9 protein-coding genes are annotated in these 11,623 nt (G+C 73.1%); 5 read left to right on the forward strand and 4 right to left on the reverse strand.

The window, feature by feature from the left end; genetic code table 11:
• Positions 1-20 precede the first annotated feature (20 nt).
• Both AB0D93_RS18910 and AB0D93_RS18915 read right to left on the reverse strand, forming a co-directional pair.
• Positions 21-2,165 carry a molybdopterin oxidoreductase family protein gene (locus AB0D93_RS18910; RefSeq protein WP_362120635.1) on the reverse strand — a complete coding sequence of 715 codons (2,145 nt, stop codon included), beginning with the start codon at positions 2,163-2,165 and terminating at the stop codon, positions 21-23.
• A gap of 103 nt (positions 2,166-2,268) precedes the next feature.
• A complete protein-coding gene (locus AB0D93_RS18915) occupies positions 2,269-2,946 on the reverse strand; it encodes an ElyC/SanA/YdcF family protein (RefSeq protein WP_362120637.1) in 678 nt (225 codons plus the stop codon).
• Between the two features lie 176 nt (positions 2,947-3,122).
• On the opposite strand from AB0D93_RS18915, the gene AB0D93_RS18920 reads away from it, so the two are divergent.
• The 4 genes from AB0D93_RS18920 (at position 3,123) to dnaG (ending at position 8,640) form a co-directional block, all read left to right on the forward strand.
• Positions 3,123-3,983 carry a sirohydrochlorin chelatase gene (locus AB0D93_RS18920; RefSeq protein ID WP_362120639.1) on the forward strand — a complete coding sequence of 287 codons (861 nt, stop codon included), beginning with the start codon at positions 3,123-3,125 and terminating at the stop codon, positions 3,981-3,983.
• 69 nt (positions 3,984-4,052) lie between these two features.
• Complete coding sequence (locus AB0D93_RS18925; protein WP_362120641.1) at positions 4,053-5,324, forward strand: deoxyguanosinetriphosphate triphosphohydrolase; 1,272 nt, start codon at positions 4,053-4,055, stop codon at positions 5,322-5,324.
• Positions 5,325-5,428: 104 nt separating this feature from the next.
• On the forward strand, positions 5,429-6,694 hold the full coding sequence (locus AB0D93_RS18930) for an FAD-dependent oxidoreductase (protein WP_362120643.1): 1,266 nt from the start codon (positions 5,429-5,431) through the stop codon (positions 6,692-6,694).
• Between the two features lie 38 nt (positions 6,695-6,732).
• Complete coding sequence (dnaG, locus tag AB0D93_RS18935) at positions 6,733-8,640, forward strand: DNA primase (protein WP_362120645.1); 1,908 nt, start codon at positions 6,733-6,735, stop codon at positions 8,638-8,640.
• Here dnaG and AB0D93_RS18940 read toward each other — a convergent pair.
• Together AB0D93_RS18940 and AB0D93_RS18945 are read right to left on the reverse strand one after the other, a co-directional pair.
• A complete protein-coding gene (locus AB0D93_RS18940) occupies positions 8,637-9,572 on the reverse strand; it encodes a nucleotidyl transferase AbiEii/AbiGii toxin family protein (protein ID WP_362120647.1) in 936 nt (311 codons plus the stop codon). The genes dnaG and AB0D93_RS18940 overlap by 4 nt on opposite strands.
• A complete protein-coding gene (locus tag AB0D93_RS18945) occupies positions 9,569-10,195 on the reverse strand; it encodes a hypothetical protein (protein WP_362120649.1) in 627 nt (208 codons plus the stop codon). The genes AB0D93_RS18940 and AB0D93_RS18945 overlap by 4 nt, the downstream gene beginning before the upstream one ends.
• Before the next feature lie 202 nt (positions 10,196-10,397).
• Here AB0D93_RS18945 and AB0D93_RS18950 point away from each other — a divergent pair, with 202 nt between their 5' ends.
• Positions 10,398-11,597 carry an RNA polymerase sigma factor gene (locus AB0D93_RS18950; RefSeq protein ID WP_362120841.1) on the forward strand — a complete coding sequence of 400 codons (1,200 nt, stop codon included), beginning with the start codon at positions 10,398-10,400 and terminating at the stop codon, positions 11,595-11,597.
• Positions 11,598-11,623: the final 26 nt, after the last annotated feature.

Consider the following 11,623-nt stretch of genomic DNA (forward strand, 5'->3'; position numbering starts at 1 on the left):
AGCCCACGGACCGATCCGCCCTACTCCGGTGGCCCTACGACCTCGACCCGCACGGCGCACGACTTGAACTCCGGCATCCGGGACGTCGGGTCCAGGGCCGGGTTGGTGAGGGTGTTGGCGCGGCCCTCGCCCGGCCAGTGGAACGGCATGAAGACGGTGTCGGGGCGGATGGCCGCGGTGATGCGGGCCGGGGCCACGGCACGGCCCCGGCGGGAGACCACCGCGACCCGGTCGCCCTCGGCCGCGCCCAGGCGGGTGGCGAGGCGCGGGTGCAGTTCCACGAAGGGACCGGGCGCGGCCGCGTTCAGTTCCGCCACGCGCCGGGTCTGCGCCCCCGACTGGTACTGGGACACCACCCGGCCGGTGGTCAGCAGCAGCGGGTACTCGGCGTCCGGTTCCTCCGCCGAGGCCCGGTGCGTCACCGCCACGAAACGGGCCCGTCCGTCCGGCGTGGCGAAACGGTCCAGGAAGAGACGCGCGGTGCCGGGGTGGGGCACCTGGTCCATGCCCGCGTCCGGGCCGGCGTCCGGGCCGGCGCCGGCGTCCGCGTCCCTGCCGGCGTTCCGCGGGCACGGCCAGAACACCCCGTTCTCCTCCGCGAGGCGGCGGTAGGTGATCCCGGAGTAGTCCGCGGGGCCGCCCGCGCTCGCCCGGCGGAGCTCCTCGAAGATCTCCTCCGGATCGGCCGGGAAGCCCTTCTCCACACCGAGGCGGGCCGCCAGCTCGTGCAGGACGTACAGGTCGCTGCGGACGCCGGGCGGCGGGGCGATCGCCTGCCGGCGCAGCAGGACCCTGCCCTCCAGACTGGTCGTCGTGCCCGTCTCCTCCGCCCACTGAGTGACGGGCAGGACGACGTCCGCCAGCTGGGCCGTCTCCGACAGGACGACGTCGGCCACCACCAGGAAGTCCAGCGAGCGGAGCCGTTCCTCGATGTGGGCCGCGCGCGGCGCCGACACCACCGGGTTGGAGCCCATCAGCAGCAGCGCCCGGACGTCCGTGCCCAGGGCGTCGAGGAGCTCGTACGCGCTGCGTCCGGGTCCGGGCAGGCTCTCCGGGTCCACGCCCCACACCCCGGCCACGTGCCGCCGCGCCTCCGGATCGTCCAGCTTGCGGTAGCCGGGCAGCTGGTCGGCCTTCTGGCCGTGTTCGCGACCGCCCTGCCCGTTGCCCTGCCCCGTCAGACAGCCGTACCCGGACAGCGGGCGGCCCGCCCGGCCGGTCGCCAGGCACAGGTTGATCCACGCGCCCACCGTGTCCGTGCCCTTGGACTGCTGCTCCGGGCCGCGCGCGGTGAGCACCATCGCCGCCTTGGGCGCGCAGAAGAGCCGTACGGCGTCCCGCAGTTGGGGAACGGACACCCCCGTGATCCGCTCCACGTACTCCGGCCAGTACGCCATCGCCGCCGCCCGCGCCTCCTCCCAGCCCGTCGTCCGCTCCCGGATGTACTCCTCGTCCGTCAGCCCCTCGGACACGACCAGGTGCAACAGGCCCAGGGCGAGGGCTAGGTCGGTGCCGGGCCGGGGGGCCAGGTGCAGGTCCGCCTGCTCGGCCGTCCTCGTCCGGCGGGGGTCGACGACGATCAACGTGCCGCCGTTCTCCCGCAGTTCGCTGAAGAAGCGCAGGGACGGCGGCATGGTCTCGGCGGGATTGGAGCCGACGAGGATCACGCATCCGGTCCTCGGTATGTCCTCCAGCGGGAACGGCAGCCCCCGGTCCAGCCCGAACGCCTTCGTCCCGGCCGCCGCGGCCGACGACATGCAGAACCGGCCGTTGTAGTCGATCTGCGAGGTCCCGAGCACCACCCGGGCGAACTTCCCGAGCGCGTACGCCTTCTCGTTCGTCAGCCCGCCCCCGCCGAAGACGCCCAGCGCGTCGGCGCCGTACTCGCGCCGTGTGCGCCCGAGCCGCTCGGCGACCAGGTCCAGCGCCTGCGCCCAGCCCGCCTCCACCAGCCGGCCACCGGAGCGCACCAGCGGCGAGGTCAGCCGCACCCCCGGCGACAGCACCTCGGCCGCCGTACGGCCCTTCCCGCACAGCGCGCCCCGGTTCACCGGGAAGTCCGTCCGCTCGGAGACCTCGACGCCCCCCTGCGGCAGGGGCGTGACGTTCATCCCGCACTGCAGGGCGCAGTACGGGCAGTGAGTGGGCGTCGAGGTGTTCTCCATACCGCCCAGCGTGCTTCCACCGTGTTACGGCCCGTGCCCGCTCCCGGTTACACGCCCGGCACGGCGACCTCCCCGCGCCGCCCCGCCCGCCGTGAGGCGACCGTCACCGCCCGGTGGCCAGCGCCCGCGCCACCCCCGGCTCCTTCGGCCCGAGGAACGTCGGACCCGGGTGGAACACCGCGTCCAGCACCGCCTTGCCCGCCGCGAACACCTCGCGCGTCCCGCCGTAGTACCAGGTCACGTCGTGCTTGGCGTCGACCCCGACCCCGTAGGAGTCCACCCCTGCCGCCTCGCACAGCGCCACCGCCCGCCGGATGTGGAAACCCTGGCTGATCAGCACGGCCCGGTCCACGCCGAAGACCTTCCGGGCCCGCACGCAGGAGTCCCAGGTGTCGAACCCCGCGTAGTCGCTGACGATGCGCTTGTCCGGCACCCCGTGCCGCTCCAGATAGGCCCGCATGGCGTCGGGCTCGTCGTAGTCCTTGCGGCTGTTGTCCCCGGTGACCAGGACGACCTCGACCCGCCCGGCCCGGTACAGCTTCGCCGCCGCGTCCAGCCGGTGCGCGAGGTACGGCGACGGCTCCCCGTTCCACAGTCCGGCCCCGAACACCACGGCCACCTGCGCCCGCGGCGCGTCCGCCGTGGTGCGCAGCCGGTCCGCCGTGGACACGAACAGCCAGGTCGCCGGGAGCAGGGCCAGCACACACCCGGCCATCACGGCCTGCGCCAGCCGCCGCTGCCCCTTGCGGGTGCGCGGCAGCCGCGGTCGACGGATCTTCATACGGCCCCCCAGGGATCTGCTGTCGACCAAGGAGGACGCCGGCGGCACCGATCCGGTTCGCCTCGCATCGCGCATCAGTTCGCCTCACATCGTGCATCAGTACGAGGTGAAGCAGTGGAAAACGCTCGTGACGACTCGGCAACGGCGGCGCAACGTGACCCCGGCAGGATCCTTCCATGACGGCGTCGCACCCACCCCGCTCCGAGTCCGACCTCCACCTCGACAGCACGGCGCACCTCATGGACAGCATCGGCAGCCGGCTCGTCGGCCGGCTCCGGCTGGTCTCCCCGCTCGGCCACCACCGCCACGCCCGGCCCGCCCTCGTCCTGGTCGCCCACGGCAGCCGCGACCCGCGCGCCCTCGACACCGTACGAGCCCTGCGGGACCGCGTGCGCGAGCTGCGTCCCGGCCTCCCCGTCCACCTGGGCCACGTCGAGCTCAACGAGCCGCTGCTCCCGGACACCCTCGCCGCCCTCGGCGACACGCCCGCCGTCCTGGTCCCGCTGCTCCTCTCCCGCGGCTACCACGTCAAGCAGGACATACCCGAGCTGGCCGCCGCGGCACCGGGCCCCATCCACGTGGCCGCCCCGCTCGGCCCGCACCCGCTCCTGGTGGAGGCCCTGTACGACCGCCTCGTCGAGGCCGGCTGGCCCACGGGCGTGGAGCCGGCCGCCCGCCGTTCGGCCGCGGTCGTCCTGGCAGCCGCCGGCTCCCGGGACCCCGACTCGGCCACCGACACCCGCCGCACGGCCCGCCTCCTCGCCGGCCGCCTGGGCGTCCCGGTGGTCCCCGCCTACGCCTCGGCGGCGAGCCCGACGGTCCCCACGGCGGTGCGGGCACTGACGGCGAGGGGCCGGCACCGGGTGGCGGTCGCGTCGTACTTCACGGCACCGGGACGGTTCGCGACGCAGTGCGGCGAGCAGGCCCCGTGGATCGCCGCGGCCCCCCTGGGCGCCCACCCGGCGATGGCCCGCCTGGTCCTGCACCGGTACGACCAGGCGCGGGCGCCGAGGCAGGCGGAACTGACCCCGGCCTGATGCGGGCGGCGGCGGTGACCGGGCGCCCGGCACCACCCAATTGTCACTGCCGGCGCTTACTGTCGAATCATGGAAGGCACACTCCACGGAACCTACGACCCCACCTCGGCAGAGCGTTGGGCACCGGAACCGGACAAACGCCCGGGCCGCACCGCCTTCCAGCGCGACCGCGCCCGCATCCTCCACTCCGCCGCGCTCAGAAGACTCGCGGGCAAGACCCAGGTGGTCACCCCGGGAGCCCGCAGCCAGGCGTGGGACGCCAGTCCCAGAACCAGGCTCACCCACTCCCTGGAGTGCGCCCAGGTGGGCCGGGAGCTGGGCGCGGCCCTCGGCTGTGACCCCGACCTGGTGGAAGCCGCCTGCCTCGCCCACGACCTCGGTCACCCGCCCTTCGGCCACAACGGCGAACAGGCCCTGAACACCTTCGCGGACGACATCGGCGGCTTCGAGGGCAACGCCCAGTCCCTCAGGCTCCTCACCCGCATCGAGCCCAAACGGTTCACCCCGGAGGGTTCCGTCGGCCTCAACCTCACCCGCGCCACCCTCGACGCCGCCACCAAGTACCCCTGGCCCCGCGGCGCCCACCCCACCGACCCGGCGTCGAGGAAGTTCGGTGTCTACGAGGACGACCGCCCGGTGTTCGACTGGGTCAGAGCACACGCCCCCGGCACCCGCACCTGCTTCGAGGCCCAGGTCATGGACTGGTCGGACGACGTGGCGTACTCGGTGCACGACGTCGAGGACGGCCTGCACGCCGGCCACATCGACCCCAACTGCCTGCACGCCGAGCCCGAGCGGCAGGCGGTGTTCGAGGTCGCCGTCGGCCGGTACGTGCCCGCGGACACCGACCCGGCCGAACTCTCCGCCGCCCTCGACCGGCTCCAGGACGAGGAGTGGTGGCCGCACGGCTACGACGGCACGGCGGTCGCCCAGGCCCGCCTGAAGGACGCCACCAGCCAGCTCATCGGCCGGTTCTGCCTGGCCGCCGAGGGCGCCACCCGCGCCGCGTACGGCACCGGCCGGCTCACGCGGTACGACGCCGAACTCGTCGTACCCCGCGAGGCGCGCATGGAGTGCGCGGTGCTCAAGGCGGTCGCGGACCGCTATGTGATGCAGCGCGCCGAGCAGGAGCGGCTGCGCGCCGACCAGCGGGTCGTCGTGGCGGAGCTGGCGGAGGCGCTCACCGCGCGGGCGCCGGAGGGGCTGGACCCACAGTTTCGGGCGCTGCTCGACGGGGCAGGCGACGACCACGCACGCAAGCGGGTGATCGTCGACCAGATAGCCTCCCTCACCGACGCCTCCGCGCGCTCGCTGCACGCGAGACTGACGGGGCATATGTGAGGGGAACATGACCGTCCGTGGCCTGATCGGGTCACTCCCTCTTCCCGCATCACGTTGCGTGCGGGACGCTCGCATGTGGCGGCACCCTTACGAGGAGGCATCAAGTGGTCGACGCGGATCAGACATTCGTCATCGTCGGGGGCGGACTCGCCGGCGCGAAGGCGGCCGAGACGCTCCGGGCGGAGGGCTTCACCGGCCGGGTGATACTGATCAGTGACGAGCGCGACCACCCCTACGAGCGCCCGCCGCTGTCCAAGGGCTACCTGCTCGGCAAGGAGGAGCGCGACAGCGTCTTCGTGCACGAGCCGGCCTGGTACGCGCGGAACGACATCGAGCTGCACCTCGGCCAGTTCGTCGACCGCATCGACCGCACGGCGAAGACGGTCCGCTTCGGCGACGACGGCACCCTCGTCCGCTACGACAAGCTGCTGCTCGTCACCGGCGCCGAGCCGCGCCGTCTGGACATCCCGGGCACCGGCCTGGCGGGCGTGCACCACCTGCGCCGCCTCGCCCACGCCGAGCGCCTCAAGGGCGTCCTCACGGCCCTCGGCCGTGACAACGGGCACCTCGTGATCGCGGGCGCCGGCTGGATCGGCCTGGAGGTCGCGGCGGCCGCCCGCGAGTACGGCGCGGAGGTCACCGTGATCGAGCACGGCCCGACCCCGCTGCACACCGTCCTCGGCCCCGAGCTGGGCAACGTCTTCGCCGAGCTGCACCGCGAGCACGGCGTCCGCTTCCACTTCGGGCGGGCGCTCACCGAGATCGTCGGCCAGGACGGCATGGTCCTCGCGGCCCGCACCGACGACGGCGAGGAGCACCCGGCGCACGACGTCCTCGCGGCGATCGGCGCGGCCCCGCGCGTCGGCCTCGCCGAGGCGGCGGGCCTGGAGATCGCCGACCGGGCCCACGGCGGCGGCATCGTGGTCGACGAGCGGCTGCGCACGTCCGACCCGGACATCTACGCGGCCGGTGACGTGGCGAACGTCCCGCTCGCGCTGTTCGACACCCGGGTCAGGGTCGAGCACTGGGCCAACGCCCTGAACGGCGGGCCGGCCGCCGCACGCTCGATGCTCGGCCAGGAGGTGGCGTACGACCGCGTGCCCTACTTCTTCACCGACCAGTACGACCTCGGCATGGAGTACAGCGGCTGGGCGCCGGCCGGGTCGTACGACGAGGTGGTGATCCGGGGCGACGCCGGGAAGCGGGAGTTCATCGCGTTCTGGGTGAAGGAGGGACGCGTGCTGGCCGGGATGAACGTGAACGTGTGGGATGTCACAGAGCGGATCCAGAAACTGATCCGCTCCAAGGCCCCGGTGGACACGGAGGCCCTGGCCGACCCCCACGTACCGCTGGACGGCCTGGTCTCCTGAAGAACGGGAGTGTCGGCGGACCCCCGTAGAATTCACGCGTGGCAGGACGGATCAACGACGAGGACGTGAAGGCGGTACGGGACGCGGTCCCGATCGACGCCGTGGTCTCCGAGTACCTCCAGCTGCGCAACGCGGGCGGCGGCAACCTCAAGGGGCTGTGCCCGTTCCACGACGAGAAGTCGCCGTCCTTCCAGGTCAGCCCGAGCAAGGGACTCTTCCACTGCTTCGGCTGCCAGGAGGGCGGCGACACCATCACCTTCGTGATGAAGGTGGACCACCTCTCCTTCTCGGAGGCGGTCGAGCGTCTCGCCGCCCAGGCCGGCATCACGCTGCGCTACGAGGAGGGCGGGTACAACCCGGCCCACCAGCGCGGCGAGCGCATCCGCCTGGTCGAGGCGCACAAGATCGCCGCGCAGTGGTACGCCGAGCAGCTCGCCACCAGCCCCGAGGCCGAGACCGGCCGGGTCTTCCTCGCCGAGCGCGGCTTCGACCAGGCGGCCGCCGTCCACTTCGGCGTCGGCTACAGCCCCCAGGGCTGGGACCACCTCACCCGCTACCTGCGCGGCAAGGGCTTCAGCGACAAGGAGCTGCTCCTGTCCGGGCTGTCGCAGGAGGGCCGGCGGGGACCCATCGACCGGTTCCGGGGCCGTCTGATGTGGCCGATCCGGGACATCGGCGGCGAGGTCGTCGGCTTCGGCGCGAGAAAGCTCTACGAGGCGGACAACGGCCCGAAGTACCTGAACACCCCCGAGACGGCGATCTACCGGAAGTCCCAGGTCCTCTACGGCATCGACCTGGCGAAGAAGGACATCGCCAAGGCCAGCCGCGCGGTCGTGGTCGAGGGCTACACCGACGTCATGGCCTGCCACCTCGCCGGAGTGACGACGGCCATCGCGACCTGCGGTACGGCCTTCGGCGGGGACCACATCAAGATCCTCCGCCGGCTGCTGATGGACAACGGCTCGGCCCGCGTGATCTTCACTTTCGACGGCGACGCGGCCGGGCAGAAGGCCGCCCTGCGCGCCTTCGAGGACGACCAGAAGTTCGCCGCCGAGACCTACATCGCGATCGCGCCCGACGGCATGGACCCGTGCGAGCTGCGCCTGGCCAAGGGCGACGAGGCGGTCGCCGACCTGGCCGAGCCGCGCACCCCGCTCTTCGAGTTCGCGCTGCGCCAGATCGTGAGCCGCTACGACCTGGACACCCCGGCAGGCCGTGCGGCCGCGCTCGACGAGGCCGCACCGGTCGTCGCCCGGATCAAGAACAGCGGGGCCCAGCACGAGGTCGCGGTGGAACTGGCCGGCATGCTCGGCATCCTCGACACCCAGTTCGTGGTCCGGCGCGTGGCCCAGCTGGCCCGCTGGGCGAGGGACCGGGGCGGGAAGGCCCCGCAGCAGGACCGCTCGCGCGGCGCCGACCAGCAGTGGGCGGCGGCACCCCGCCCGGCGAACAGCGGCCCCGCACTGACCCTGCGCAACCCGGTCCACGCCGCCGAACGCGAACTGCTCAAACTCGCCCTGCAGCGCCCGGAGCTGGTCTCCCCGGCCTTCGACGCCTACGGCGTGGACGAGTTCACCGCCCCGCCCTACGCGGCCGTACGCCAGGCCGTCGCGGAGTCGGGCGGCGCCGAGTACGGCGTCGCCGACCCGCAGGAGTATCTGGTCCGGGTCCGCGAGGCCGCGCCCGACGACACGGTCCGCGCGATGGTCACCGAGCTGGCCGTCGAGCCGATCCTGCGCCGCACGGTGGACGAGACCTACGCGGGCACGGTCCTGGTGCAGATCCGCCGCCGCGCCGTGGAGCGCCGCATCCGCGACATCCAGTCCCAGATGACCCGCCTCTCCAGCGGCGGCGACCCGGCCCAGCTGGCCGCCGTGCAGAACGAGCTGTGGGTCCTCCAGCAGTACGACCAGACGCTGCGGGAGCGGGGGGCGGAGGCGCTCTAGCAGGCCCCGGCCGGGAAGGCCGGGGTCACCGCCCGCACCAGCCGCTCCGCGAACTCCGGCGCGCGGTCGGCGAATCGGGGGTACTCGGTGACGAAGTGCTCCCACTCGACGTGTCGGGCCGCCGTCGCGACGTCCGCCAGGGGGATCGGCTGCTCCAGCGCGGGGTTCGGCCACTCGCCCGACTCCCGGACCACCTGCTGCAGCAGCTCGTGGGAGAGCGGATGGCGTTCGGCGAGGAGGACGGCGTCGTACAGGTCCTTGCCCTGTGGGTGGAGGTCGGTGATCAGCCACATCACCTTCCACGCCAGTGACAGCCCCGGCGTCGCGCCCGTCAGCACCGAGCCGTCCGGCAGTTCCACCGGCACGGGTGCCTCGGGCAGCCGCTCGTTGAAGACGAGGTCCAGTTGCACGTGCCCGCCGGGCAGGCCGGGTGCCGACCAGGGCAGGACCATGCGGCGGCCGGGCACACGCTCGTAGGTCCAGATGTCCTCCACGACCGCGCCTCGCGGCGAGAAGGCGACCTCGCCCCCGCGGGACCGCGCGGCCCGCGCGATCCCCCGGATCATCCGGTCGGTCCGCTCCTCCTCGATTCCCCAGTCGGCCGGTACGACGACGAAGTCCAGGTCACCGGGCTCGCGGGCCGCCTCCCCGAACCACAGCGACATGAGCAGACTGCCGCGCAGCACCAGCGACTCGGACCACTCCGAGTCCGCGATCGCGGCCAGGACCAGGTGCAGGGCCCGCCGGCGGGCGGTACGCCAGGCCTCGCCGCGTGCCGGGTCGGTGAAGACAGGGTCGGTGGCGCGGTAGGCGTTCTGGTACTGCTTGAGGGCCGGTTCGAAGACGGGCCGCTGGGTCACGTCGTCGCCGGGTATCCAGGCCAGTGTCCGGGGCACGTCCTCGGTGGGCCGTTGCCGCCGCGTCCCGCTCATCCCCGCACCCCCTGAGCCATCGGCTCCTCGAGCCATCCGTCGTCCACCGACTCGTCGCTGTCGTGGAGCACGAACTCCCGCTCCACGCACAGCACTTCGAGCCCACCCAGCTCCGCCAGCAGCCGCTCCAGCGCCCGCCCGGCCTCCCCGTCGGCCACCCCGCGGCAGCGCTGCGTCACAAACCGCTCGTGCCGTCCGTCGCCGCGCATACGGCGCGCGTTCCACGACAGATGGGCGCCGTGCGGGACGACCCGGTCGGTCAGCTCGGCGAGATCCGTACCGGCATCCAGCAGGAGCTTCACATGGTGCTCGAAGTACTGGCCGCCCCCGCACGGCCCGTCCGGCACCTCCGGCGCCCACGGCACCGACTCCGTCTTGACCCGGACCGGCGCGAAACCGGCCGACCTCAGTGCCGCCACCGTCCCGGCCGCCCGCGCCGACTGCTCGGCGTACGACGCCGAACCGGCCAGGGTGAGCATCGGCTGCTCCCGCATCCGGCCCCGGGCCAGCACGATGGGGGTCAGCTTCAGCCCCGCCGCCCGCGCCCAGGTGCGCAACCGCTCCGTCTCGGCCGGGCCGGCACAGCTGACGGTCACATGGGTTTCGTACAGGAGTCCGGTCACCCGGGGATCCTCGCAGATCAAGGCGGAGTGCGACGCCCGGTTTTCCTGCGCCGATCACCGTCCGGTCACGGACCGGACGCAAAAAGTCACCGCAAGCCCCTCGTGGCGGGGATGTGTCGTACCCCACACTGGGTGCGGTGCCCGAGTCCCTGGGGCCTGTCCCAGGAGCGCAGGCCGTCGACTCTCCGCCCCCGAAGTACCGCTGCCGCCCTCTTCAGCAGCGATCATCCTGGAGGTCGCCCCCGTGCAGACCCAGACCCTCACACAGACCGACAGCGCCACCAGCACCACCGCGGACGACCCGGACGCGGAGACGGACGTCCTCGCGGCCGTGCCCCCGCAGAGCCGTGCCGCGCTGCACCCGGAGGCGGTGCCCGCCGAGCCGACGGAACCGCCGGCGGAGGTGCTCATGGACGAGCCCGAGGAGGCCGGTGAACCACTGGAGCCCGCGCCCGCCGAGACGCCGGCCCCGGTCCGGACCGAGACCGGCGGCCCCTCCGCCGACCTGTTCCGCCAGTACCTGCGCGAGATCGGCCGTATCCCGCTGCTCACCGCCGCCGAGGAGGTCGAGCTCGCCCGCCGCGTCGAGGCCGGCCTGTTCGCCGAGGAGAAGCTGGGCAACACCCCCGAGCTGGACAGCGAGTTGGCCCTCGACCTGGACCGGCTCGTGGTCATGGGACGGATGGCCAAGCGCCGGCTCATCGAGGCCAACCTGCGGCTCGTCGTCTCCGTCGCCAAGCGGTACGTCGGCCGCGGCCTGACCATGCTGGACCTGGTCCAGGAGGGCAATCTCGGGCTGATCCGGGCGGTGGAGAAGTTCGACTACGCCCGCGGCTACAAGTTCTCGACGTACGCCACCTGGTGGATCCGCCAGGCCATGTCCCGGGCCCTGGCCGACCAGGCCCGCACCATCCGCGTCCCGGTCCACGTGGTCGAACTCATCAACCGGGTCGTCCGGGTGCAGCGCCGCATGCTCCAGGAGCGGGGCTACGAGCCGACGCCCGAAGAGGTCGCCGCCCACCTCGACCTGCCGCCCGAGCGGGTGTCCGAGGTGCTGCGCCTCGCCCAGGAACCGGTGTCCCTGCACGCCCCGGTCGGCGAGGAGGACGACGTCGCCCTCGGCGACCTGATCGAGGACGGCGACGCGGCGAGCCCCGTGGAGTCGGCGGCGTTCCTGCTGCTGCGGGAGCATCTGGAGGCCGTCCTGTCCACCCTCGGTGAGCGGGAGCGCAAGGTCGTCCAGCTCCGTTACGGCCTCCTCGACGGCCGCCCGCGCACCCTGGAGGAGATAGGCCGGCTCTTCGGGGTGACCCGGGAGCGGATCCGGCAGATCGAGTCCAAGACCCTCAACAAACTCCGGGACCACGCCTTCGCCGACCAGCTGAGGGGATACCTGGACTGAAAGGGGGCGCCTTCGAGGGCGCCCCC

Origin of the sequence: Streptomyces sp. NPDC048191 (genome assembly GCF_040652655.1) — a bacterium.
Classification (GTDB): Bacteria; Actinomycetota; Actinomycetes; order Streptomycetales; family Streptomycetaceae; genus Streptomyces.

Coding starts and splice junctions, on each gene's coding strand:
- AB0D93_RS18910 (WP_362120635.1), bottom strand. CDS start 2,165: ATGGAGAACACCTCGACGCCCACTCACTGCCCGTACTGCGCCCTGCAG.
- AB0D93_RS18915 (WP_362120637.1), bottom strand. CDS start 2,946: ATGAAGATCCGTCGACCGCGGCTGCCGCGCACCCGCAAGGGGCAGCGG.
- AB0D93_RS18920 (WP_362120639.1), top strand. CDS start 3,123: ATGACGGCGTCGCACCCACCCCGCTCCGAGTCCGACCTCCACCTCGAC.
- AB0D93_RS18925 (WP_362120641.1), top strand. CDS start 4,053: ATGGAAGGCACACTCCACGGAACCTACGACCCCACCTCGGCAGAGCGT.
- AB0D93_RS18940 (WP_362120647.1), bottom strand. CDS start 9,572: ATGAGCGGGACGCGGCGGCAACGGCCCACCGAGGACGTGCCCCGGACA.